The sequence below is a fragment of the Pseudorhizobium halotolerans genome (assembly GCF_902153235.2).
Lineage (GTDB): Bacteria > Pseudomonadota > Alphaproteobacteria > Rhizobiales > Rhizobiaceae > Neorhizobium > Neorhizobium flavum.
The window spans coordinates 629,098-653,219 of the sequence record NZ_CABFWE030000011.1 but is presented as its reverse complement, the minus strand read 5'-3'; the positions used below and the strand labels follow the sequence as shown (position 1 = coordinate 653,219).

Below are 24,122 nucleotides of genomic sequence, written 5' to 3'. Positions count from 1 at the left end.
ATGACCACTGCAGAGATTGGCCGCCCCCATGCTCCCGCGACCCGCCGGCCAGGCTTCGTCGCAGCGCCCCGTCGCAATGTTCCGCTGTCGATCGGGCTTGGCATCCTGTGGCTGGCAGCCATGCTGCTTGTCGCAATCTTCGCCGACTACCTTCGCCCCTATGGCATCACCGCCATGGACCTCACCAACCGGCTGTCAGCACCCGGCAATGCGAAGCATTGGCTCGGCACCGATGAGCTTGGCCGCGATGTGCTTGCCCGTCTGATCCAGTCCATCCGGGTTTCGCTGGTCATCGCCTTCAGCGCGACGATCATCTCGGCCGTCTTCGGAACGGCGCTCGGCTTCGCCGCAGCGAAGTTTCGCGGCGTCGTCGAGCATGTCGTGCTCGTCCTGGCAGATTTCCAGGCAGCGCTGCCTTTCCTCATCATGTCGCTTGCCGTGCTCGCCTTCTTCGGCTCTTCCATGGTGCTGATCGTCTGCCTGATGGGTTTCTACGGCTGGGAACGCTACGCGCGCATCGCCCGGGGACTGGCCATCTCGGCAAGCGCACAAGGCTATGCCTCGGCGGTCGTGCAACTCGGAGCTTCGCCCTTCAGGATCTATTTCCGCCATATCCTCCCGAACGTTGCCTCCACGCTGATCGTGTCGATGACGCTGACATTTCCCGAGATTATCTTGATGGAAAGTGGTCTGTCGTTTCTCGGCCTCGGCGTGCAGCCGCCGGAGACCAGCCTCGGCAACATGGTCGGCTTCGGCCGAGAATATCTGACGCGCGCACCATGGATCATGTTGGCGCCGGCGCTCGTCATCATGCTCACCACGCTGTCGATCTCGCTGGTCGGCGACTGGCTGCGGGACAAGCTCGACCCGACCGTTCGCTGACCCACCAGGAAGTCACACATCAGGACCGATCTCATGACCTTCATTACCGGCCATCGCGGCGCCCGCAATCTCTGGCCCGAGAATTCCCTCCAGGGCTTCCGCAACGTGCTGGCTCTGGGCGTCGATGCCGTCGAATTCGATGTTCATCTGACCGACGCCGGCGAACTCGTCGTCATCCACGATGCGACGCTGGAGCGCACCAGCGAAGGCGAAGGTCCGGTGCGAGCGCTCTCGCCCAGCGCCCGTCGTGCCACCCGGCTCAAGGGTAGTGACGAGACCATCCCGACGATTGGCGAGGTTCTTGATGTCTTGGATACGGGCGAAGCTCTGCCGTTGCATGTCGAGATCAAGAGCGACCAGAACGGCGTGCCGTATGCCGGCATTGTGGAGAAAGTTGTTGCCGAACTTGCGGTCCGCGGGCTCGATCAGCGCAGCTATCTCACCTCTTTCGACGTCTCTGTGCTGGAAGACTGCCGCCGCATCGCACCGAAGATCCAGCGTCTCGTGTCGGTCAACGCCGCCTGGGCCGAAAGGCAGGGCGGCTTGGGGTCGTTCATCGACGGCGTTGACGGATTGGTCGACATTGTCGCCATCCATCACGAGCTGATGGATACCGAATGGGAGTTGGTTTCCAGTCGCCTGCCGCTCGAGCGTCTTTGCGTCTGGACGCTCAACGACGAGACGCTGATAACGAAGTGGCTTCACCGCGGCATCGGTCATCTCACTTCCGACAATCCCGACCTTGCACTCAATCTGCGTCGGGCCCTCTCTTCCGCCGCCTGAACCCCTTCGTTGTCACGCAACACCTGGAGATCAATCATGAGCAATATCATCGCGACCGGCTTCAATGCCGGCTCTACCAACGGCGAACTGGAAAGCCTCGAAGCGGACCTTCGCGCCCTTGCCGAAATCGGTGTAGACACGGTCGAACTGGGACTGACCACACTCGACCTGATTGCTGGGGGGCGCATCATCAGGGATCGCGCTGACCGTGTCGTCGCTCTCACGAAGAAGTTCGACTTCCGCTACACGGTGCACGGCCTTGTCTCGTCGAATTTCATGGATCCGGTGACATGCCGTTACCAGATCGATGCTGCCAAGGCGTTGGTCGAGATCTGCGACCGGATCGATGCCCGCATCCTCGTCCAGCACGGCGGCTGCCTGCGGGCCGACCAGATCTTCGACCGCGCCGCAGCCGATATCTGCGAGCGCGAAGCCCTGCTGGAACTGGCGGACTTCGCCGAGCCCTACGGCGTGCGCATCGCGCTGGAAAACATCTTCACCACCGAGCCGGGTCAGTATCGCCAGACGCCTGCGGAGGTCGCCGAAACCGTGAAGGCAGTGAACCACCCCAACGTCGTGGCCCTCATCGATTTCAGCCACGCCTATATCGAGTCGACCTATCGCGGCCTGAATTTCCGCGAACAGATCGCTGCCATGGCCCCTGTCGCCGGCCACCTGCACCTGCATGACAGCTTCGGACGCCCACAGGGCTTTTATAAAGGTTTCCACCCGCAGGAGAACACCGCCATGGGCATCGGCGACCTGCATATGCCGCTCGGTTGGGGCGACATCGACTGGGAGAGCATCTTCGGCGAACTCCAGTTCCTGCCAGGCACGGTTGCGATGATGGAGATCGGTGCCCGGTACCGCGCGGAACAGCTTGAAAGCCTCGAGCGAGCCCGCGGGTTGATGGCGATGAACAATCGCGAAAAGGCGATCGCAGCGGAATAGGAGGCAGCGGCTCATCCAATGCGGGACAGAAGACGCGTCCCTTCCGAAGGTGCGTCTCCTCGCCAATTCTACTCAGCAGGGGCTGGCCGTGGCCTACGTCGCGCGTCAAGCAGCTTCTCACCGAGCATTGACGTTGGAGAGAGAAGGAGCGGGGGGGAGGACCGGACGGGGGCATGAACTGAGCAGATACCAACGAACGCTTGCAGATCGATGCTCAAGCACGCGTTTTCGTGGGAGGTTAATAAGGGGGGCGCATAGAGTGTCTCACAGCGGAAATGATTTCCGTTTCGCGCCCCCGCATTTCCGAGCCGAAGTCGGCTGCTCGAAATCCCACCGCGGAAGCACACAGTCCGCTGTCGGCCCCCTTCCGGACATTCCCATTGCGCCAGGTGCTTGATCTGGCGCATTTATCTGCGAGTTTGCATCCGAAGTAATGGCATGTCGAGGTTTCGATTTCGTCAAGGCTGTGACGACCATCGTTGGAGCGGCCGAGGCGTATACACCTTCCCAATTGACTGCGTGACGCGGATAGGGCCTACTTCCGGGTAAGCTATGCTGCCTCCCACACCTGATTGAGGATCCGCGCTGCCAATGCTGCCTTGTCCTGCGGCAGGAAGCGTCCGTAGTGCTGCTACACGACGTCGGGCGTATCTTGGATCGCGTAGCTTGCCTGCTCGTAGGATCCAGTCTGCTTCAGGATGTGGGTGGCGAGCACGTCCCGGACGTTGTGAGGGCCTGCGGTAGCAGTCCCCTGATGGCACCGCGGCCGGTGTACGGATTGTAGATGCCGTATCGCTGGATCGCCAGCCGCCAAGCCTCATAGAACGTCGTCTGATTGTAAGCGGCGTCAACGCTGGTCGTCTTTACTGTCTTGACGAACAGCGTGCCCGGATCGGGTGCGCGACCCAGCAGCACCTTCCGATGTCGCTCTATGTAGGCGTTGAGATAGGTGTAGAGATCAAGCAGATCCGGCAGCACCAGGCGAAACGGCTTCTGCCCGAAGAAGGATGAGCCGGAGTTCTTGAATGCGTTAGACGGGATGGAGACCTCCCAGCCGCGCTCCCGCTCACTCCAGCGCAGTTCACCGCGCTTCATCGCATCCTGATGGACCAATTGCTCGGCCAGGCCCGCCCTGACGGCTATTGGATCCAGCCCCGCTCGCACACCGCAGTGGCTGCCGCAGTCGAAAAGGGACGTGCCGATTGGGGCGTTACAATCGCTCCCGTGGCACGAGCAGGGGGCCTCGGCTTCATACCGTTGACCGAGAAGCACTATGATTTGTGGTGGTCGCGGAGAGACAGGAGCGTGAACCGGTCCACGCCTTTCTTGAAGCGCTCTCGTCACGCGACATGCAGGACGGGCCGCTGTTCGCCCGTCTCAACGCTTAAAGCTCGGCTCATTGCTCGCGTCGACCGCTCGGGAGACTATCTGCTTCAGCAGCCCGTGGTTCATCTCGTCGTTTGCGCGAGTTATATGAGGACTTGGTGGTCAGTTCAGCCCGACGGCTTCCTTGGCGTCAGCAAGTCCCCGGCTTGCGTCGCGATTGCCTGTGGCGGCTGCGGCCTCGAAGATGCGTAGTGCATCATGAGGTCTGTTGAGGTTCATGTAGCTGTAACCGCGCAGCACCATCAGATCTACAGGTTCCTGCTGTACCTGCATCCTCTGGTCGAGATAGAGCAGCGCTTCTCGAAAACGCTGGGACTGGAAGGCCTGGACGGCGCGGTCAGCGAGTATCGAGGCCTGCAGTTCGCGGGCTCGCGAAGGACCCATCGGTGCCCTTGTCGCTGCGACCGCTGCACGATCGGTTAGGCCCAGCCGCAAGTAGGCGAGGCTCTGACCGTAAGCGGCATCCTCACTGACGGAATGGTTGTTGCTACGGATCGCAACGCCGAAACTATCGGCGGCTTCCAAGGGGCGGTTGAGCTCCATCAGGCACCATCCCCTGGCCAATGCGGCGCCCGGGCTAAGACGGGACACGTCGACACGACTCGTGCAGGAGAGACGGGTAGACCTTGCGGTGAGGTTAGAGGACTCCCCGACGACATTTCGGGCTGGCGGTGCTGCAGTGCGCGCCTTGCTAGGGGGTGTTGGGCGGCTGGGAGCCTGTGGCGGGGCAGGTGCAGGCCTTTCGTCAGCTGTTCTGGAGGCCGAAGGTGTCACGGCCAGATCCTTGATCCTCGTAGATCGTTCTGCCCATGCCCTGTGAACTTCTAGAAACCCGATTTGATCATTCAGTTGCTGCCGGGTGAGCGCCAGCCCATAGGCAGAGGGTTCGTCTTCCGGTGCCCATTGAAGGGCGGTTTCGAACCATTGTGCGGCAGTTTCCGGTTGGTCGAACTCGCGGGCGTACCATCCGAACTGTTGCGCGGACGGCGCGTAGCGCTTGTCCATAACCGTCTCAGCCATGCGTGTCAGCACATCATCCGTGATGGCGGGCGGCGGGTCGAAGGCGAGGAGATTTGCTGTCGTGGCGAGATAGGTCGCCATCGTCTCCTCCGAATTCTCCCGCCAGTTGTAAAGAACGGCCTCTGCGTCGGCCGGCTTGCCGCCTTCAAGCAGCACCAGCGCAAGTCCTTGCGAGGCGTCCGCACTGTCCTCCTGCTCCCGTGCGAGGCGGAACCATCTCTCGGCCTCGCCAGCATTGTCTCGACGCAGATGGTACCAGCCGAGGAGCACAGCATCGGATGCCGCACCTCTGCCGCTCGCCAGTTCCGCCAGCCGTTCCAGGTGCTCCGGCGCAATCTCAAGTGCAGGTTTCTCGTTGGCTTCCGAGACAAAGCGACGGGCAAGGTCGTCGCGGATGCTGTCGAACTCACCACCGCCACCCTCGGTCGGCTTCTCAAGCGCCAGAAGTGGATCGACTTGGCTGTAGGGCAGGACTGTTGCGGCCTTTTGGACGGTAGCCATCCGCTCGCCGGCATCCGTGCAGTTGGACAGGATGTAGGAATATGCATCCACTGCCCGCTGGGGGCGCTCCGTATTGGCGAAAGCCTCGGCAACCCGCCAGAGTACATCCACCTCGCTGCAGTTGAGCAAGGCAGGATTTGAAGCCCCCACGTCGATCACGGTCTGGTGCTGCTTGAGGTTTGATGCGTTCACCAGTCGGCTGCGCGCTTCGGCGATCGCCAGGCGCTCCAGCAGATCACCTGGCGGGTCCCAATCGGCATCGGCCACCTGTCGCTCTACGATCAGCTTTCGGACTTCCGGATAGCGGCCCTGTGCATAAAGCTGCCACATCGCCTCAAGCTGGCTGTCAGCGTTTTGAGGCACGGCGAGAGGATCTTCAGGTGGTGTCCAGTCCGGATAAAGCTGGCGCAGCCGGGCGATCTCCGCGGCCAGTCTCTTCTCATCGCCCTGTGCGGCAAAGTAACGAAGCGCCGATTCATCGACCTGTAAGGACTGGTCGTCTTCCGTGTTCCCGTCGCTAGTCTCTTCCAACGCCAAATCTGGGTGATCAAGTTGCGAGAGCTGGAAAGGCGTAATGGGAGACGATGGGGTCAAGCGCTCGGTCGTGCGCTGGCCCTGTTGCAGAGACCTGATGTCTCGGGCAGCGTCCGCCAGATGAACACCATCATTTTGCGCAGTGGATGCGTTCTGTTCCACCCGAGATGCGCCGCCTTCCCCCTCCGCGTCAGAGGAAGCTCGCCGGATCAGAAACGTCTGGTCAGACTGCGTGACGTAGAGACCCGCGACCAGCGTAGCTGTAACCATCATCACGGGCAGCTTTACAGACACGAGGGGTGTTTCTCCACGACATAGGCCAGGCCGAGCAGATGCAGGGTCGCCGGGTAGTAAAGCTCGGACGACAGCTCTTGTTCGGCGGCAGGCACGCTCGTGCCGGCTTCCACACAGGCCAGAATATGGTTAACGAAACGATAACCCGGGTCGTCGAGAGGCTCCTTCACATCACCGCTGGAGAGATCGAATATCCCAACCTGGCCGTCCTCCAGTGTAGCATTCTTCTGCAATTGCTGCGCCAGTTGACGTCTGTCTAACGGCGCGCGCAGCAGGTAGAGGGGGATGCGAATGGCATTGTAACCATACTCGATCGGAAACCCTTCCGCCGGCTTGGGTTGGCGTGCGAGGCTTACCCATTCGGAGGGCAGATTGCGCGGGCCGAACCTCATCATCGAAAGAAGGGCTAGCCCGTCCTCCTGCAGGCGTTTCCAACGATCGGAAGGTGCCAGGATCTCCATGACCGGGAACGCCTCGTAAATCCAGTAGGAGGGATTGATCACGGGACCATCAGCGCGTTCGTCCGTGTCAAACCCTTCCGCGGCAGGCAGAAGGATGATCCGCCCGCCACGCTCGACGACGAGCTTGTCGAGGATAGACCGCGCGATCGCTGCGGCAGCGCCGAGATAGTCTTGCCGATCCCAGGCGGCTCCGGCCATTGCCAGCGCATAGGCGATCAGAAGATCCCCGTCGGAAGCATTGTTGAGATCGGTTACATGGGGTTTGGCATTAGGATCCCACTTCCAGGCTGCCAAGCCATCGGCGCGGATCAAAAGTTCCGTTCTGGTGAATGTCCATAACTGCTCGAAGTCGGCAGGACTATTCGCGAGAAACGCAAGCAGGAGCCCATAGCCTTGACCCTCGCTATGGCTGATGCCGCCATTTCCATTGTCGATGATGCGGCCAGTCTTGTCCAGAAAGCGGGTCTTGTAGCTCTCCCAGAAGCCTGCGCTTACGGATCCTTGCTCGGAGGCGGCGGGAGACGCAGAGATGATTAGGCTCATTGCGACCAAGAGCGTGACTAGTTTGGATCTTGTCACTGCTGCCTCCCCAGCCACCTCAGCAGGCTGGCGGTAGTCAAGCCCAGAAGGCAGGACAATATGACAATTGCCGCAGCATATGAAAGCAGATTGGTGGAGAGCCAATTTGCGGCGATCAGGCGATAGTTGCTGAACGTGTTGTCCACCGGTGCGAGAAAGGAGAGATTGCGGGCTTCCACCGCTCGCACCTCGTTGCGGGCTCTCGAATAACTGAAAGCCCGCCCTTCCACCTGTTGCCATATGTCCTGGCGAACGAGCTCACCGGACGCGAGAGCCAAGTCCTGTGTTTCCGGGGCAGTCAGCACGGTCCAGATCCCGGCCCCGTTCAGGGCTGGACCCTGAGCCAGGAGAAGGTCGTCCTCCATCTCCGGCGTGAAAGCAGTTTCTGACCCTGGCAGAAACCGAAGAGCTCCCTCTGTGAAGTCCAGCTTCTCTCGCAGCCAGGCTCTGGCTGCCGAAATCCGTTGCGCAACCGTCCCGCCCTCCATTCGCTCACGCCAATCATCGAGCGACACTGGGCTGTCCATGCTCGATAGATCCTGGTCGGTGGCCGGTCGCCAACTGGAGGCGAGCTCCTGGTTCAGGTTGAGTTGCGCCAGCACATTTGCCGGGATCTGGTCAGCGCGTGCGACGAAGATTGCGTGGCGCGCGCCAACGGCATTGGCGGCCGAAACCGGCTCGACAGCGATAGGCGTCCCGGCAACCTGTGCCATCTTGCCTAAAATGTTGGCAGCCGCGGAGAGCGTCTCCTCGCGGATCCGGTCGAGGAAAAGTGCAGTCGGCTGCTCCTGCCGGCTATATGGGAACCCCGTCCCCGACAACCCCGCCAGATTGGGGGTCTGGCCAAGGCGAGCGTATTTGGGCACATAGAAAGACGAGCTATCGAACAGGGCAAAACGCGGCTCCGGCGACGAGTCGCTGGTAGGCGCACAAATGGCATCCGCCTCGGCGATCAATACAGCTTCCATGTCGATACGGTTCAATCCGGGCCGGAGATGCCGCATTGTGATCCGGATGGGCGCCTGGCGAAGTATTCCGCCGCCTTCCTCCGTGATCGGCACGGTCGATGCGATGTTGCCGTTCACGTAGATATTGATCTGGCTGCCGGCGGTAACCGAACCACTATAGGCCGCATCGAGATACAGTACCGCCTCCCCATATGCGCCGGCGTAGAAATCCGAGGGCAGTGCAATATTGAAGCTGGAGCGGAAGCGTCGGCCTGAGAACTCAGTAGAGGGAATCCCAAGCTCGGATAGGGAAAGGCGCTCACCGCCGAATACAAAACGCGCATTCGGGCGATGCCACCGGTCAGTCGTAAGAGATTCCCTGCGCGCCGTGAGCGGACGAAGCACAGGCGCGCTGAACGTGTCGATCGCCCGTCCAACATCCGACCATGTCGGACCGGTAATGACGATCATAGAACCCGTACCATCTGTCGACGGCAGGACGCTGGTCACGGGGCCGGCTTCGGCGCCAGGTGGAAGCCCTGTCAGTATTTCTTCCAAATCTGCCGCTGTCCCTATGGCAACGGTCATCTGTCCTGGAGACGCGGCTTCGGCCTCGATCCGGGGCTGGAACGCAAATTCCGGGTTCGGCATGCCACTCATGACAGCAAGGGCCTGCGACACCCGCAACAGCGGGGCAACCTGTTCCAGCGCGCCCAGGGAGGGCACTATCATCTGAAACCGTGTCCGGCCTTCTGCGTCAGCGCCAAGGGCTTGAACAGCTTCCACCGCCGATGTGGTGGCTTTCAGATAGGGCCTAAATTCAAGATAGCTGCCTGCACCGTCTACTTCCGTCCAGAGATCGTAAGTTGAGCGGATGTCGCAGTCGGTGCGGTGTCTCTGACTGACCACGAGATCGAGATCATTACCTCCCGCCCGCAACACACCGTCAGGGATGGTCCAAGTGATCGACTTGGTGCCATTGCTCGCGCTTATATTCTCCTCGCCGATCCGGCGGTTATTGATGAAAAGCGTAAGGCTGGAGGTTTCGGGAGCTACTACGATGGCGTTTTGATAGCTCAAGGTCACCGAATGCCCTGCTTGTGCCTGTTCGGCCGTCAGATAGATCGCCCAGGAGCTTCGGGCAAACTCACCCGTGAGGGCTAGGGTCTCGGCTGACAAAAGGAAGCGCCGCGCCGGTTCAGGCGTCCTGGCTGCGGTCGCGGGCGGAACAGCTTTGTCCCGATCAGGCGTAGCAGGCTGGGGCTCCGCGGTCCTTTCCGTCGTCGGCTCCACAGGCCCCGCATCAGCCTCGTCTGGAGCTGGGGCAGGAACCGGACTGACTGGGGGCACGATACGTGGGCGCGGCAATTGAGGAACGGGCTCGAGTTGGGGAGGCCTTTCGGGGGACATGTCGAATGGCGCGGGTTGCGCCTCAGCTCTTTTCAACTCGAACTGGCCCATGAGGAGGGCGGCAAGGAATAGAGAAAGAACGCAGTGGATCATTGTGCTCTTCCCTTGTCGGCGGCTGCAAGGGCCCCTTTACCGCGCACGAGATAGAGCAGGCCACGGGTCGTTTGGTAGAGCGCAACCCCCAGGAACACCACGGTACCCTTGATGATCCCTGGATTTGTACGGCGAGACTGCTGAAATTGCGACCACTGGTCAGAGTTTGCAAATATTAGGTCTGCGATCCAACGATGATCGGCGGGGCTGGCGGGATCGTACTGGCAACCGATCACCGTCATGTCTCCAACCGGGTCGATCCCTCGGATGATGATGGGAAGCGTTTCCACGCCCATCCTGCCGTGTGGCTGAAACCGCAGCAGCGACTTCTTGCCCTTCGTCAGGGCCCTGATGTGCTTGGCGTTAACATTGACCTTGGCGCCACCGACGGAAACGTCCTCGATGGAGCCAGTGTACCACTGGTCCTCGATGAAGACTTCGCAGCGCCGCTGGACCTTGACCCGACGAGAGGATGCGCGTTCGCGTCGCTCTGCGACGACGCCCAAAGCACAACCTGCCAAGATCAGGTTCAAGACGTTCCAGCCGGCAACGACAAGAGTTATGTCCGCCTTGTAAGGCTCTGTGTATATGCGATAGGCGGCAAATCCCGTCGCGATCAGGAGAACGGCAAAGATCACAAAGAAGGGGCGGCTGATCTCCGACAAGCGAGCAACCGTGATCGATTCGTCTTTGGCGGTGACCTTGAAGGTCGGCTTGCGAGGGTTGAGTATGACGGAAACGACCGCCGGCAGCAGATGGACGGTCTGAACATATTCGTAGAGCTCGGAAATCCATGGCCAACGAAAATACCCATACAGATAGTTCTGCATCATCAGGTTCACGATCAGGTAGGAGAGCGTGTAGGCGAGGAAGTCGCCACCGGAGGCGATGAAGATCTGCAGGTCGAAGAACAGATAGAAGAGCGGCGCAAACAGGAAGGTTGCGCGGGTAAAGGGAAACAGCCAGAAGAGCGTAGAAGACATGTAGCAGAGACGCTGTGGAAGGGTCAGGCCGCGTTTGAAGAGCGGAAACCGAAACCGCAGGATCTGCATCATGCCCTGCGCCCAGCGGCTGCGCTGGCCGATAAAGCTGGCGAACGTCGCAGGCTGGAGGCCTGCGATCAATGGCTTGTCGACATAAATACTGTTCCAGCCCGCGCTATGAAGGGCGAGCGCTGTTTCGCAATCTTCTGTGATGCTCAGACCTGAGAAACCACTCGTCTGCTCAAGGGCCTCCCGGCTCAGGACCGCCGCGGAACCGCAGAAGAACGCTGCATTCCACTTGTCGAGCCCCCGCTGGATGATCCCGTAGAACATCTCGTTCTCGCTCGGCATGACCTGGAACGTCTGGAGATTTCGCTCGACTGGATCCGGGTTGATGAAGAAATGCGGCGTCTGAACCAGGAAGAGCTTTGGATCCTCGCGGAAATAGCCAACCGTCTCGCGCAGGAAGTCGCGGGCCGGAGCGTGATCGGCATCGAATACCGCGACAAGCTCTGCCTTGGAGTGAGCAAGCCCATTATTGAGATTACCGGCCTTGGCGTGTTCGTTTCGTTCGCGCGTGAGATAAGTCACGCCGAGAGCTGCGCAAAGCTCCTGCAATTCGTGGTGTCGCATCATGGCGTCTTCGGCGGCCGCCACGTTCGATGAAGCTCGCTTTTGGACCGTCCCACCGTCATCGAGCAGCCAGACGCGAAGCTTATCCGGCGGATAGTCCATGGCCTTGGCAGCCGCCAATGTGTTTGCGAGCAGCTTTGCATCTTCGTTGTAAGTGGGAATGAAGACGTCGACGTCCGGCAAGTCTTCGCTCGGATCATTGCGGGAGGGGCGAGGCGGCAGAGGCATCGCGACGATAAAGATGCTCAGTCCCAGCATCAGTACGTTGTACATCTCGGCGAGGTAGAGAAGCATGCCAGGAATAAAGTCTTCGATCTGCTCGATCGGCGGCAGGGTCTCCGTCGTGCGCCAATACACGTAGCGCAAGACGATTGCCGTGCCGAGGGCAAGCGAGATCAGCCTCCACACCCCGTGCGCATTGAGCAGCTTGATGATGCCCATGAGGGCAACGACCCCGAGCCCTGCGATCATTTGCGCCTGGGGGCTGACGGGAAGCGTGATCAACACGATCCCGAATATCGCTACGATTGCCCACAAGAATATGCTACGGGCCTTGTTCATCGACATCCTTCGGCATCAAAGGACCAACCGATCCCTCGGCTGGCAATACGCCTTCTGTTGGCACCCCGCTATCATTGCGGAGGCGCTGAGATACTCCTGGGCGAGGGCACCTTGACCACGAGCGCGCTCGCGTTTGACGCTTGCGGTGCGGCCGCAGCTTTATCCGCTCCTGTCGGCAGGCTCGTGGGAAGCGGCACGCGGGGCCCCTCCACCGGTCTGTCGGCGGTTGGCTTCGCCAGTGCAGGCTTCACCGGAACTGGTGCTGTTCGCCTGACCGAAATCGTTATTGGCCGAAGATCCACACCTCCCGCATAGCCGATTGAAAGGTTCTCGGGGGCCGCATTGGCGACTGGATAGATGGGTTGACCCGTTTCACCGATTCTTGGGTCCGCCGGTCTGGGCTCCCCGAACGGGTTCCACGCCTTGCCTTCGAAGGTGCCGGTGATCGTGTAGTTGTAAACGGCGCTGAGGAGCTGCTCCTCGCTGGCGTAACTGTCGCAAAGTCGCCAACGAACCTGGATCATTCCGAAATTGCGTCCGATCCCGTCGGACGCTGTCCCTGCACGGATCTGCTGCCAGGCATAGAGGCAGGTATCGCCCAGCGTGCTCCGCCCAGCAGCATAGGCGAACGGGCCGTAGCTGTTCTGCAGGTACGTGCTGCGGCGCACGAGGTTTACACCCGGGATGGCTTCCGCGGCCTCCCTGAGGATGATCCGCTCATGGATGGACCTGAACGGTGCAGACTGTCCACGCGAAACAGCAGGGCCGAAGAACTCCACCCTCAGATAGTTCTGGCCAGATACTCGCGCGGTGGTCGCCAATGATATGACCTGCTCCACGCCGTTCGCGCGGGGCCGCTCGACCACCCCGACGATACCTGGTCCGCCAGGAGGGGGCAGTGCAAGAGCCTTTTCCTCTGAAATGAGCGATGGTGCGACGGGACGTGTCACTGTGCCGGTAGAGTTGCAGCCTGCGGTCGTGGAGATCGCCAATCCTGTACAAACGTGCAACATCCAGTTTCTCGCAGCCGGCACGACATGATCCTTGTTCGTCAACCTTGGGGAATGACGCGGCAAATCAATACACAAGCCCGCTTGACGATGACTTTAGGCGCCGATCTGCTTAACGGAGGGTTAAGACGAGGCTGTCAAGTCAGCGATCCGTCCCATACGCAGCCAACACCGGGCCTCCTCTAAGGGAAGCCACTGACGCCAGCGCCACGGATGCCAAAAAAGGATAAAGGGTACGGTGCGCCTAGGCAGCCATGGCGCGGTTACGCGCTCACGCCTTGGCGTGGTATAGCGCGTGATCCACCGCGTCGATCAGGCACTGCGCGTCCGGTGGCTATCACGGGCAGCCAGTCCGATTGCCGAGGTCGCTCTGACTGACCTACTATTGCAAATCCGGAGGTCCTTCGTCTCGCATGCCGTCCAGATGCGCTCGGCGCCCCCTGTAACCTTCGGTCACATCGGTCTCCACCATGACGACGAGGAACTCCTCATCAACAACCGCAAGACGTCTTGTGTCCGAAACACATCGTGAGGTTACAGAGCCGTCCGCTTGACCGTACGCCGGTCTGCGAGTTGGCTGAAGCCCCCCACGGACTGTGCCTCGAGCCGGAAAAATACCGTGACAAGGCGCAGTCACTGCTACCAAGAGCGGGGGCATTTACAGGGCAGTAATCCGCGACGGGCACCTGCGCCTGCTCAGAGGTGCTGCTTTCGTGTAAGCCAAATATTCGCTGATATATACTAGCTGGCCTCATGCGGCCTGTTTTTTCCTTAGCCATTTTGATTGCGAGCACGCTGGGAGTGATATTGCCGAGCGATCAGTGCGGTCTGTTTCTGTTGTAGTCTTCTGTCGATGCGGTGATGGCGGCGCGGGCTTGGGTGAGCGACGAGAACAGCGTTTCGTTGAGGCACTCGTCGCGGAAGCTGCCGTTGAAGCTTTCCAAGAAGCCGTTCTGCATCGGCTTGCGGGGGCGATGTAGTGCCCTTCGACCTTGGTCTCCTGGCACCATTTGAGGATGGCCATGCTGGTCATCTCCGTGCCGTTGTCCGAGACAATCGTCCTCGGCTTCTCCCGTCTGGTGATGAGACTATCCAGTTCGCGGACGCGCCGGGCTCCCGAGAGGGGTGTATCGGCGACCAAGGGACAGGCATTCGCGGGTAAAATCCGTCGACGACCGCCAAAACCCGTAAGCGGCGGTCGTCAGTGAAGGCATCGCTGACGAAGTGCGGGCGCCAGCGCTCTTTCGGGCGTGACTGAGAGCGCGGCGTCCTGTCACTAGGCTGGCTTGCGACCGCCACGCTTTCGCACCGTCAGCTTCTGCTCCGATAGAGACGTCGAAGCTTCTTTAGATTCAGGACGATCCCCTGCCGGTCAAGCATCACGTGGATCCGCCGGTAACCGAAGTGCAGCCGCTCAGATGCCACTTTCTTCATCGCGCCACGGATCGACGCATCGTCCGGTCGCACACTGGGTTATTGCATGCTTGACACTATAAGCGCCTGAAAAGAGGTCAGGCGAGCGCATTCCTTGCGCTCGACCCGCCGCCCTGACGAAAGGTCATCATCTGTATGATAGAGAACAGATCAATGTGGGTCCGCATCAGCCGAAATCTCGCCTTCTGCAACAGCCAACAAGGTGGCTCCTCGTCCTGAAGGCGAGCCGCGAACGCGGGCCGTACACTAGATACTGCGCCTATGTAGATTGCCGAGGGCGCGTCTCGCGCTGTTAGGCAACCGGTCGAGACGCAAAGTCCTGCCGCGCGCGATGTTGGCCCTGGCTCAGCAATCACTGGTCCGCAAATCCTGGACGTGGTTTGGTCGCAGGCCACTCTCCTCGATTGCAAGCTTGCTCGATAGGCGTTCCAGGTCTTCCGAGATTGCGGATGCTGCTGATTTCAGGAGGGGTGAAAAGCGATCGATGGCCTGCTGGTCCGAGGAAAATGCAGACTTGAAGTAGGTGAGACCAATCGTGGCGAGCACGTTGCCGCCCTTGGCGATGATAGGTACGGCAATCGTGTTGGAGTTGCGCGGCTCGACCAGAGAGGAGCGGGTCGCATAGCCGGCCTCCCGTATCTGCGTCATCAGCCGGTCCGCCTCGGTTGGATGGTGGCTTAGCGCATCCTCCGGATCCTGCGACTTCCTGAGAATGCCCATCGTCAGATCGAAGGCCTCGCGGTCGAGAAAGGCGATATAGGCCAGCCCCAAGGCTCGCGTCAGCATTCCTAGCCGGCGGTTGACGGTGCTGTGAAAGGGTGAAATCGGGCTGTCGGGAACTGTGCTGAAACGCACGATCATCCCGTCATAGTCGGGGAGCGCGATCGCCACGGGCCATTTGTGCTTGCGCGTGAGAGCGATCGCCCAGGCGCGGCCGGCCTCCACCACCATCGGGCCCTTGTGGAAGCCCGAACTCAAGGAGGTGACAAGGGCGGTGACCTGGTAGCCTCCCTGTCGAGTGTCGTTCTCCACGTAGCCGGCCTCTTCCAAGGTCTTGAGGATGCGAACCAAGGTGGGCTTGGGAAGCCTGGTGCGTGCGTGCAACTGAGCGATCGTGTTGATGGGCTGCAGATTGAGTTCGTGCAGCACGTTCATCGCCCGCTCGACGGATCGAATTCCCATCGCTTCCTCCTTGCGACGCCCTCCCGTCCGTTTCGGCGGGCGGAACGCCCTGGACGATAGGTTGTGGCTTCATCAAGTCAAGGCTTAAGGCTGCTGCACGCGTTCAAGGAGGATAGCAATGGCGACTGCAGAGGACACGAAACGCAATCGGGAGGAAGTCCGGGCACTGATCGCCGATGTGGATGATGGCCGCGCGGCGGCACTTTTGCGGGGGGCACTGGACCTGCACGTCCATTCCGGTCCCTCGACGATGCCGCGGCAGCTCGACCACCTGCAGGCCGCAGAAGAAGCCGTGGCAGCCGGGATGAGGGGAGTTCTGTTCAAGGATCACCACTATTCAGTCGCACCCTTCGTTCCGCTAATGGAGCGGGTCCTCGGCGACCGCAGTCTTTCCATGTTCAGCGGCCTGGTGCTGAACAATTCGACTGGCGGTCTCAATCCATACGTCGTTGATGCGCAGTTGAAGATGGGGGCGAAGCTCATCTGGATGCCGACCGCGCAGGCCGCAAACCATATCAGGAGCGCTCATCGCAAGGTGCGCCTGGCATCCAACGTGCAGTTACGCAACTCGCCGGGCCTGACGGTCGTCGACGGCTATGGCAACGTGCTTGACGAGGTGAAGCAGATCCTCGACCTCGTCGCCGAGTTCGATGCAATCCTGTCGTCCGGGCACCTGCATGTCTGGGAGATCTGGAGGCTGTTCGAGGAGGCGAGGGCAAGGGGTGTCAAGCGGCTTCTGGTCAACCATCCGATGTATGGCCTGCACTTCACCTATGACGACATCCGCGATCTGGCCGCGATGGGTGCGCTGATCGAGCAGTCCGCCGCCCTCTATGTCGACAGCCGGTTCAACGTCTTTTCGCCGCAGGAGCTGAAGGAGCACATCCTCGCTGCCGGCGTGTCGCGATCCTCGATCGGCTCGGATCTCGGCCAGGTCGACAATCCCACACCGGTCGAGGGTATGCGGCAGGCCATCAAGCTCTGCCTCGCCCTGGGCTTTACGGATGAGGAGGTGCGGACCATGGTAGCGGATAATCCTGCCCGACTGGTGGGGCTGATCGAGTGACAGCGCACAAGCCGCAGAGGGCCCCTAGAGATCAGGCGACCTTACGCTCGCCCCCTCCGGCCCCCAGTGAGTACGACGCGGTAAGCAGCGGCCATGGTGCCGCTCCCTAGTGGCCCAGAGCCATCAGTGAGCATTGCAGCTGGTCATCCGGAGCAATACGCTCCATTCCATGGAGAGACAATGCCGACCATCGATATTCCCGATCTCCCCGTCCCGGGGGTGAGTGTCGTCACCGGAGGAAGCAGCGGCATCGGCCGGGCCACCGCGGCGCGTCTGGCGTCGATCGGCTCGACCGTCGTTGTCGGTTATAATCAGAGGCCGGATGCGGCGCATGAGGTTGTCAGTGGCTTGGCGGGAAGCGGTCATCTTGCCATGCGGATCGCGATCGATGACGCAGCCTCGATCGTTTCCGCGGCTGCGATGGTGACAGAGAGGTTCGGTAAGGTCGATGCTCTCGTCAACTGCGGCGGCGCAACGACACCGGTCCCCGCCTCGGACCTGGACGGTCTCACCGACGAGATCTTTGATCGTACCGTGATGTTGAACCTGCGCGGTCCGTTTGCGATGGTGCGGGCATTCCGCCCTTTGCTGGAGAGCGGTGACAATGCGGCGATCGTCAACATTTCCTCCATTGCGGCCCGCACCGGCATCGGCAGCAGTCTTGCCTATCTGGCGGCCAAAGGGGGGCTCGATTCGCTGACCGTCGCCCTTGCAAAGGTGCTTGCGCCCAAGATCCGCGTCTTTTCGGTCTCGCCGGCGGGGGTCGACACGGATTTCGTGCCACAGCGCACGCGCCAGCAACTCGAGCAGGTGGCGCAAAGACTGCCTCTCGGACATGTGACAACGCCGGACGACGTGGCGCGGGCGGTCGTCGCCTGCGTCGTCAATCTGACAAGCTCGACCGGGATCATTGTCCCCGTGGACGAGGGCCGTCACATTTGATCGCCTTCGCAAACCGTAGCGCGCGGGCGCGGAGGGCAAGGGATTGCATCTTGTCATCACACGAAACGCCACGGACTACGCGTTACGACCGCTGGCGAACATTATACCCTTCTCCAATCCGCAACGGTAGCAAATGACGGGAAGCATGGAAAAACGAAAGTTCTACATCGACGGACGCTGGGTCGAGCCTGCCGCCCCCGCTACGATCGGCATCGTCAATCCCGCAACGGAGGAAACCTTCGCCAGCATCAGTCTCGGCTCACGCCAGGATGTCGACCGGGCGGTGCAGGCCGCGAGGCGCGCCTTTGCCGCCTATAGCGAGGTGAGCGTCGAGCAACGGCTCGAATACCTCGACCGGATCATCAGGGGCTTTCGCGCCAACCTGCCGGAACTCGCGAGGCTGATGACGCTGGAAATGGGGTCGCCGATCACCTTCTCGACGGAACGTCAGGCCACGGTTGCGCTCTTTCATTTCGAGGAAGCAGTTCGGGTGCTCGCGAGCTATGCATTTGAACAGCGGATGGGTAGCGGCATCATCCGCCGGGAACCGATCGGTGTGTGCGGCTTCATCACCCCCTGGAACTGGCCGCTCAATCAGGTGGCGTCAAAGGTTGCGCCTGCTCTGGCAGCTGGCTGCACCATTGTCCTGAAACCAAGTGAACTGGCGCCACTCAGTTCGATGCTGCTTGCCGAGATCATCGACGAGGCGGGCCTGCCACCAGGGGTCTTCAACCTGGTGAACGGAGACGGGGCGACGGTGGGCGAGGCGATCGCCAGCCATCCCGACATTGACATGATCTCCTTTACCGGCTCGACAGCAGCAGGCATCCGGGTCGCGAAGCTCGCGGCCGACAGCGTGAAGCGGGTTGCGCAGGAACTCGGCGGGAAATCGGCGAACCTCATCCTAGACGATGCCGATATTGAGGCGTCCGTCCGGGCCGGAGTTCATGCCTGTTATACGAATGCTGGCCAGAATTGCCAGTCGCCGACCCGGATGCTCGTCCCCCGATCACAGCGGAGCGTGGCCTTCGAAGCTGCCCGAAGGGCGGTTGCGGAAATCCGGATCGGCGATCCCCTCGACGAACAGACGATGATGGGACCCCTGGTGAGCCAGAGCCAGTTCGACAAGGTTCAGGAGTTGATCCAAGCCGGCATTGAAGATGGGGCCGTTCTGGTTGCCGGCGGTCCTGGACGGCCGGCGGAGGTCAATCGCGGCTACTATGTCCGACCGACCGTCTTCGGCGATGTGACGCAGGATATGCGCATCGCGCGGGAAGAGATTTTCGGCCCCGTCCTGTCGATCATGAACTACGAGACCGAAGACGAAGCCGTCGCGATCGCCAACAACACTCCGTTTGGGCTTGCCGGATTTGTGCAGTCGGCTGATCCGGACCGCGCGCGAAGGGTCGCGAACCGCATTCGCGCCGGCCGCGTCTATCTCAATGGCGCGCTCTTTGACCGAAGCCTGCCATTCGGAGGTTATAAACAATCCGGCAATGGGCGGGAGTTCGGTCTGTTCGGATTTGAGGAATATCTCGAGGTCAAGGCGATCCTTGGTTATCCGTCATAGCCTCGTCAGCAAAAGCCGTCTCGACAGGAGGAGGTTGAGACGGTGCACATTTTCGGACCGCAGTCGATCCTGCCGCTGAGGCGCCGGCTCCTGGTTCGCTTTCACCGGGAGGTTTGCATGAAAATCGTCCAGGACGCTCTGCTTGGGTCCTTCTTCACCCTGACCGGCTTCGCCGCCTTTTCAATGGCGCTGCAGTATCCCTTCGGCACGTCCGGCCGCATGGGACCGGGCTATTTTCCGGTGATCGTGTCCGGCCTGCTGGTGGTGACGGGGATCTGCATCATCATCCGCTCGATGGCGGGGGACAGCGACAGCATTGCTCACGTCCGCTGGAAGCCGCTCTTGCTGGTTCCGGGCGCCGTCCTCGCATTCGGCCTGGCTGTCGAGCCGCTCGGCCTTTTCGCCGCCGTCCTGCTGATGCTCGTCATCAGCGCGGTAAGCAGCAGCAAGTTTCGCTGGAGCTGGAAGCCGCTGGCCGGAGCTCTGGTCTTTGCCGGCCTGTGCTGTCTACTCTTCGTGCAACTGATTGGCCTGCCGATGCCGCTGGTCGGCTACTGGCTGCAGTAGCAGCGCGCGACGGGGATCCCGCACATGGATATTTTCGACGGACTGCTGCTTGGCTTTTCGACGGCCACCACCTTCTCAAACCTGCTTTACTGTTTCGCTGGCGTCCTGCTCGGGACTGCGGTTGGAGTCCTGCCGGGGCTCGGGCCGATCGCGACGATCTCCATGCTCTTGCCGTTCACCTTCGGATTGCCGGTCGACACGGCTTTGATCATGTTGGCTGGAATCTTCTACGGCTCCCAGTATGGCGGTTCGACGACGGCGATCCTGATGAATCTTCCGGGCGAAGCGTCCTCGGTGGTGACCACCCTGGACGGCCACCAGATGGCAAGACAAGGCAAGGCGGGCCGAGCTCTGGCAGCGGCAGCGATTGGCAGTTTTTTCGCAGGAACGGTCGGCACCCTTTTCATCGCAGTTTCCGCGCCGCTTCTAGCCAGTCTGGCGCTGACCTTCGGGCCTGCCGAATACTTTTCGCTGATCGTGCTGGGGCTGATCACATCCATGGTTCTGGCCAGCGGTTCCTTGCTGACGGCCTTCGGCATGGCGCTGTTCGGGATGATGCTCGGGATGATCGGCACCGATGTCAATTCGGGTGCGGCACGCTTTACCTTCGGTTTGCCGGATCTGCTCGATGGCCTGGACTTCGTGGTCGTTGCGACAGGGGTGTTCGGCCTAGGCGACATTCTTGCCAATCTGGAGAACGAGCGCAATCGCGAGGCCAGCGCTGCACCCATCAGCAGTCTCTTTCCGACCCGAGAAGATCGCAGGCGGATGGTGGCGCCGATCCTGCGCGGAACCGGGCTCGGTGTCCTGCTCGGCGTGTTGCCAGGGGCCGGGGTGCTGCTTGCCTCCTTCTCGGCCTACGCGCTGGAAAAGAAGGTTTCGCGGCATCCCGAGGAGTTCGGCCGTGGCGCCATCGAAGGCGTAGCGGGGCCCGAGGCGGCCAACAATGCGGCCGCTCAGACCTGCTTCATTCCGATGCTGACGCTCGGCCTTCCCGGAACGGCGACCATGGCCCTGATGATCGGCGCTCTGGTGATCCAGGGCGTCCAACCGGGACCCGAGATCCTGTCGCAGCAACCGACGCTGTTCTGGGGGCTCGTCGTCTCGATGTGGCTCGGCAATCTGATGCTGCTGTTTCTGAACCTTCCGCTGGTCGGCCTTTGGGCGAAGCTGATTTCTGTCCCCTATCACTTCCTCTTTCCGGTGATCTGCGTGTTTGTCGCGATCGGGGTCTACAGCATCAACAACAGCGTCTTCGACGTCTACATGATGGCGCTGTTCGGGGTGCTCGGCTATTTCTTCCGAAAAGTTGGCGCCGAGGCCGCACCTCTCATCCTCGCCATGATCCTTGGCCCGATGGCCGAGGAATATCTGCGGCGGGCGCTCCTGATCTCGCACGGGGACGCCAGCATCTTCTTCACCTCGCCGCTGAGCTTGGGAACCCTGCTGGTGGCAATGCTGCTCCTGCTGTCGATCGTCTCGCCGCGGTTCCGTCGTGTGCGGGAGGAAGGATTGCAGGAGGCCGACTAGAACGGCCTCCCGCGCCACCATCAACAGGCAACACGCGTGAGGCGTCATGGAACCGAACCAAATTTTGAGACTTCAGTCCTTTCTCGATCGCGAGGAGCTTTTCGATCTCGTCCGCCGGGAGCGCTTCGCCCGCGATCAGCGTCGTTTCGACGTGATGCGCGCATGTTTTCACCGCGACGCATACGTCCGTACAAGCTGGTACGAGGGACGAGGTGGCAATGCCTATGTCGAGGCAACGCGTGAATGGATGGTCAAGACCGGTAACAGCAAGCATTGGGTGTTTCCCGCCTTTGCGCGCGTGAGCGGGGATCGGGCGACGGTGGAAAGCTCTGCCATGATCTTCAATCGTGCCAGACTTGAGGGCGTGGAAGTGGACTTCCATGTGTTTTGCCGGTTCTTCTCGCGGGCGGTCCGGGAGGATGGAAACTGGAAGCTTCTTACCTTCCACGTCCTGTTCGAGCGGGATGTCCTGAAGCCGGTCGATCCCGCCGCGCAGCTTTCCGTGGATGGGGTCCTCCTGGATACACTGCGGCCGTCTTACAAGTTTCTCGCCTACATCCAGCGACAGCGCGGCGTGTTCGTTGATCCGGATCTGCTGGGTGACGACCGGCCGGAAATGCTGGACGGTTTTCATGCCGAGGAGGAGCGGTGGCTCACTGATGGACGCTGACGCGGAACCAGGTCCTGCCCATTTCATCCCGCGAAACATCACAAGCCAAACTTTCGTAAGCTGATCCTGTCTCGCTAGTCTGGCTGAGGAAGCCCGATAACCGGGTGTTGGGAGGAGCAGAGATGAACAGACGTGAATTCATGGTGTTCGGCGCGGCCGCCGTGATGGTACCCTCGCACCGCATTGCCTTCGCGGATCAGTGGCCAAGCAAACCGGCGGTAGTTTTGTCGGCCTATCCGCCCGGTGGGACCAGCGACATCATCACGCGCCTTGTCGCCGACGTTCTGACGGCGAAGTTCGGCCAGCAGTTCGTGGTCGAGAATTACGCCGGTGCCGCGGGCGGCCTGGCGGGAGGCCGCCTCGCCCGCGCGGCGCCGGATGGTTACACCATCATGGTAAGTGGCAGTGCGCCGATAGCGGCCAACAAGGTGGTCCAGAAGAACCTCGCCTATGACCCACAGGTGGACTTCACCCCGATTTCGATCATTGCACAGAGCCCGGCCTTGCTGAGCGCCAGTGCATCCGCTCCGGCCCAGTCTCTGGAGGATCTGGTCGCCTATGCCAAGGCCAATCCCGGACAGGTCAATATCGGTAACCCCGGTGCCGGCACAAAGGGACATATCGCGGCAGCCATAATCGGTCAGATGGCCGGTGTGGAGATCAACCACGTTCCCTACAAGGGCTCTCCGCCGCTGTTGGCAGATCTACTCGGCGGTCATATTCACTTTGCCCTGGACGCGCCTTCCAACTATCTGCCGCACCTTCGCGAGCAGAAGATCCGTGCACTGGCCGTGACCTCGGCCACGCGTGCACCGGAACTGCCTGACGTGCCAACTGTCCAGGAACAAGGTTTCAAGGATTATGAGCAGACGCTCTGGTTTGGCGCCGTAGGACCGAAAGACATGCCGGCAGAGATCGTGGCCGCAATAAATGGCGCGATACGTGAATGGGTCGCGACGCCGGCAGCAACGGAAAAGTTGGCGTCGCTCGGATTGACGCCGGTGGCCAACTCTCCGGACGAGATGCGCGCGGCAATCCAGCGCGAGATCGATGCCATACGTCCTCTGGTCGATGCAGGTCTCGTGCAGCCCACTTGATCAAGCTGACTGAGAAGTCCTTGGGAGCGCCATGCACCTTGAGGGGGCCCGTGAGATCGTCGCGGGCCCCGCTCTCTATTACTTCGGCGGCATTGGATAGTCGGCCTCGTTCAGCACCCAGCCCGGTTTAAGGGAGAAGTCCATGCGAGGCGGCGCGAAGATGTCCACTAGTTGATTGACGCCGGCGGATTCGGCGGTCGTCGTGTGGATGGCCGGGGGCGGGATTACGCAGATCGAGGGTGAACGACAATAAAGGTGCTCGTCGTCGCGCCACATGTTCATGTTCGTCGTCCATGGCCAGCGCAGATGATGGGTGAAGGCGCCGCTCAGCGCCAGAGAGCACTGCTCGAAGTCGTCATGGTGATGCGGCGAAACCTTGTCGCGCTCCCGCGGGCCGACGCGCGGCGTCAGATAATTGATCATGAACGTCGTGCAGCGATAGATCCGTCCGAAGCGCGCGGGATCTTCCGGGACATCCAACGTGTACCACCGGACTTTGAGCCCGTCCGGCGGATCCGGCCAGGGCTCGAACGGCGGCACGTTGGGATGCGGCTCCGCAAACGCTTCGCGGTTGGCTGATGCGTCGGCCATGTCGCGGGATCTGGGCGTAAAGAGGCGGACGATGGTTCCCGCCGTCACCAGGCGGATTTGGCTATCGCCCGGAGGAATGAAGACGACGGAATAGCCAGGCACGGTCGTCGTTCCAACGTCTGTGGTCACTTCGATCGTCGTCTCCTTGTCTGGAATGATCACCGCGTATTCATCAGCCTGCTCCTTGCGCACAAAGACGGCGTGCTGCCGAGCGGTGCTATAGGCGACGACGAAGTTCTGGCCGCGGCTGATCCAGGTCTCTCCGTTCTCGTCGGAGATCTGGGGCGGCGTTTCGTAAAACAGGCCGAGCTGTGAGCCGAAATAGCGGCTGTGAAGCCGTGCTTCGGCCGGTTGGGCGGCATTGGCAAGGCTGGATCTAGGGTCGCTTGAAACGTACATCTGGTCCTCCGCTGGGTTTTCCTCTGGGGCATCGTCAGTCGCAATT

At 60.9% G+C, this 24,122-nt stretch carries 17 protein-coding genes and 3 pseudogenes; 11 read left to right on the top strand and 9 right to left on the bottom strand.

Annotation, left to right across the window (positions count from 1 at the left end):
- The 3 genes from FN060_RS18410 to FN060_RS18400 are packed head-to-tail and all read left to right on the top strand — an operon-like array spanning position 1 to position 2,616.
- The gene (locus FN060_RS18410) at positions 1-882 is read left to right on the top strand and encodes an ABC transporter permease (protein ID WP_142589422.1); all 882 of its coding nucleotides are present in this window, start codon (positions 1-3) and stop codon (positions 880-882) included.
- Between the two features lie 33 nt (positions 883-915).
- Entirely contained in the window at positions 916-1,665 is a 750-nt protein-coding gene (locus FN060_RS18405; protein ID WP_142589420.1) for a glycerophosphodiester phosphodiesterase family protein, read from the top strand.
- A 36-nt stretch (positions 1,666-1,701) separates the two neighbouring features.
- Positions 1,702-2,616, top strand: a complete 915-nt coding sequence (locus FN060_RS18400) for a TIM barrel protein (RefSeq protein ID WP_142589418.1) — start codon at positions 1,702-1,704, stop codon at positions 2,614-2,616.
- Between the two features lie 550 nt (positions 2,617-3,166).
- Here the strand turns inward: FN060_RS18400 and FN060_RS23185 are convergent.
- Positions 3,167-3,711, bottom strand: a pseudogene (locus FN060_RS23185) (hypothetical protein); the annotation flags it as partial.
- Here FN060_RS23185 and FN060_RS18390 point away from each other — a divergent pair.
- Positions 3,712-4,004 (top strand): annotated as a pseudogene (locus tag FN060_RS18390) (substrate-binding domain-containing protein); the annotation flags it as partial.
- Positions 4,005-4,104: 100 nt separating this feature from the next.
- On the opposite strand, the gene FN060_RS18385 reads toward FN060_RS18390, so the two are convergent.
- The 7 genes and pseudogenes from FN060_RS18385 to FN060_RS18350 all read right to left on the bottom strand — a co-directional run bounded on the left by FN060_RS18385 (position 4,105) and on the right by FN060_RS18350 (position 15,644).
- The gene (locus FN060_RS18385) at positions 4,105-6,351 is read right to left on the bottom strand and encodes a tetratricopeptide repeat protein (protein ID WP_342345189.1); all 2,247 of its coding nucleotides are present in this window, start codon (positions 6,349-6,351) and stop codon (positions 4,105-4,107) included.
- Positions 6,342-7,391 (bottom strand): family 8 glycosyl hydrolase, encoded by a 1,050-nt coding sequence (locus tag FN060_RS18380; RefSeq protein ID WP_425312185.1) that lies wholly within the window; start codon positions 7,389-7,391, stop codon positions 6,342-6,344. The genes FN060_RS18385 and FN060_RS18380 overlap by 10 nt, the downstream gene beginning before the upstream one ends.
- On the bottom strand, positions 7,388-9,517 hold the full coding sequence (locus FN060_RS18375; RefSeq protein ID WP_183949796.1) for a cellulose biosynthesis cyclic di-GMP-binding regulatory protein BcsB: 2,130 nt from the start codon (positions 9,515-9,517) through the stop codon (positions 7,388-7,390). The genes FN060_RS18380 and FN060_RS18375 overlap by 4 nt, the downstream gene beginning before the upstream one ends.
- A gap of 320 nt (positions 9,518-9,837) precedes the next feature.
- Complete coding sequence (gene bcsA / locus FN060_RS18370; RefSeq protein ID WP_142589414.1) at positions 9,838-12,018, bottom strand: UDP-forming cellulose synthase catalytic subunit; 2,181 nt, start codon at positions 12,016-12,018, stop codon at positions 9,838-9,840.
- Between the two features lie 71 nt (positions 12,019-12,089).
- Complete coding sequence (gene bcsN, locus FN060_RS18365) at positions 12,090-13,031, bottom strand: cellulose biosynthesis protein BcsN (RefSeq protein ID WP_142589411.1); 942 nt, start codon at positions 13,029-13,031, stop codon at positions 12,090-12,092.
- Between the two features lie 818 nt (positions 13,032-13,849).
- Positions 13,850-14,492 (bottom strand): annotated as a pseudogene (locus FN060_RS23180) (IS3 family transposase); the annotation flags it as partial.
- Positions 14,493-14,807: 315 nt separating this feature from the next.
- A complete protein-coding gene (locus FN060_RS18350) occupies positions 14,808-15,644 on the bottom strand; it encodes a DNA-binding transcriptional regulator (RefSeq protein ID WP_142589405.1) in 837 nt (278 codons plus the stop codon).
- A gap of 118 nt (positions 15,645-15,762) precedes the next feature.
- On the opposite strand from FN060_RS18350, the gene FN060_RS18345 reads away from it, so the two are divergent.
- The 7 genes from FN060_RS18345 to FN060_RS18315 all read left to right on the top strand — a co-directional run bounded on the left by FN060_RS18345 (position 15,763) and on the right by FN060_RS18315 (position 23,086).
- The gene (locus FN060_RS18345) at positions 15,763-16,710 is read left to right on the top strand and encodes a DUF6282 family protein (RefSeq protein WP_142589403.1); all 948 of its coding nucleotides are present in this window, start codon (positions 15,763-15,765) and stop codon (positions 16,708-16,710) included.
- A gap of 180 nt (positions 16,711-16,890) precedes the next feature.
- Complete coding sequence (locus FN060_RS18340) at positions 16,891-17,652, top strand: SDR family NAD(P)-dependent oxidoreductase (RefSeq protein WP_210310711.1); 762 nt, start codon at positions 16,891-16,893, stop codon at positions 17,650-17,652.
- A 145-nt stretch (positions 17,653-17,797) separates the two neighbouring features.
- On the top strand, positions 17,798-19,222 hold the full coding sequence (locus FN060_RS18335) for an aldehyde dehydrogenase family protein (RefSeq protein WP_142589401.1): 1,425 nt from the start codon (positions 17,798-17,800) through the stop codon (positions 19,220-19,222).
- Positions 19,223-19,339: 117 nt separating this feature from the next.
- Entirely contained in the window at positions 19,340-19,789 is a 450-nt protein-coding gene (locus tag FN060_RS18330; protein WP_142589399.1) for a tripartite tricarboxylate transporter TctB family protein, read from the top strand.
- Between the two features lie 24 nt (positions 19,790-19,813).
- Positions 19,814-21,319, top strand: coding sequence for a tripartite tricarboxylate transporter permease (locus tag FN060_RS18325; protein WP_142589398.1), 1,506 nt, complete (start codon positions 19,814-19,816; stop codon positions 21,317-21,319).
- A gap of 46 nt (positions 21,320-21,365) precedes the next feature.
- Positions 21,366-21,989 (top strand): nuclear transport factor 2 family protein, encoded by a 624-nt coding sequence (locus FN060_RS18320; RefSeq protein WP_142589396.1) that lies wholly within the window; start codon positions 21,366-21,368, stop codon positions 21,987-21,989.
- A gap of 122 nt (positions 21,990-22,111) precedes the next feature.
- The gene (locus tag FN060_RS18315) at positions 22,112-23,086 is read left to right on the top strand and encodes a Bug family tripartite tricarboxylate transporter substrate binding protein (protein WP_142589394.1); all 975 of its coding nucleotides are present in this window, start codon (positions 22,112-22,114) and stop codon (positions 23,084-23,086) included.
- Between the two features lie 78 nt (positions 23,087-23,164).
- On the opposite strand, the gene FN060_RS18310 is transcribed toward FN060_RS18315, so the two are convergent.
- Complete coding sequence (locus tag FN060_RS18310) at positions 23,165-24,076, bottom strand: cupin domain-containing protein (RefSeq protein WP_142589392.1); 912 nt, start codon at positions 24,074-24,076, stop codon at positions 23,165-23,167.
- Positions 24,077-24,122: the final 46 nt, after the last annotated feature.

What these genes read in the sequence shown, in the direction of transcription:
- FN060_RS18410 (WP_142589422.1), top strand. Translation starts at nt 1, where the DNA reads ATGACCACTGCAGAGATTGGCCGCCCCCATGCTCCCGCGACCCGCCGG.
- FN060_RS18405 (WP_142589420.1), top strand. Translation starts at nt 916, where the DNA reads ATGACCTTCATTACCGGCCATCGCGGCGCCCGCAATCTCTGGCCCGAG.
- FN060_RS18400 (WP_142589418.1), top strand. Translation starts at nt 1,702, where the DNA reads ATGAGCAATATCATCGCGACCGGCTTCAATGCCGGCTCTACCAACGGC.
- bcsA (WP_142589414.1), bottom strand. Translation starts at nt 12,018, where the DNA reads ATGAACAAGGCCCGTAGCATATTCTTGTGGGCAATCGTAGCGATATTC.
- bcsN (WP_142589411.1), bottom strand. Translation starts at nt 13,031, where the DNA reads ATGTTGCACGTTTGTACAGGATTGGCGATCTCCACGACCGCAGGCTGC.
- FN060_RS18350 (WP_142589405.1), bottom strand. Translation starts at nt 15,644, where the DNA reads ATGGGAATTCGATCCGTCGAGCGGGCGATGAACGTGCTGCACGAACTC.
- FN060_RS18345 (WP_142589403.1), top strand. Translation starts at nt 15,763, where the DNA reads ATGGCGACTGCAGAGGACACGAAACGCAATCGGGAGGAAGTCCGGGCA.
- FN060_RS18340 (WP_210310711.1), top strand. Translation starts at nt 16,891, where the DNA reads ATGCCGACCATCGATATTCCCGATCTCCCCGTCCCGGGGGTGAGTGTC.
- FN060_RS18335 (WP_142589401.1), top strand. Translation starts at nt 17,798, where the DNA reads ATGGAAAAACGAAAGTTCTACATCGACGGACGCTGGGTCGAGCCTGCC.
- FN060_RS18330 (WP_142589399.1), top strand. Translation starts at nt 19,340, where the DNA reads ATGAAAATCGTCCAGGACGCTCTGCTTGGGTCCTTCTTCACCCTGACC.
- FN060_RS18325 (WP_142589398.1), top strand. Translation starts at nt 19,814, where the DNA reads ATGGATATTTTCGACGGACTGCTGCTTGGCTTTTCGACGGCCACCACC.
- FN060_RS18320 (WP_142589396.1), top strand. Translation starts at nt 21,366, where the DNA reads ATGGAACCGAACCAAATTTTGAGACTTCAGTCCTTTCTCGATCGCGAG.
- FN060_RS18315 (WP_142589394.1), top strand. Translation starts at nt 22,112, where the DNA reads ATGAACAGACGTGAATTCATGGTGTTCGGCGCGGCCGCCGTGATGGTA.
- FN060_RS18310 (WP_142589392.1), bottom strand. Translation starts at nt 24,076, where the DNA reads ATGTACGTTTCAAGCGACCCTAGATCCAGCCTTGCCAATGCCGCCCAA.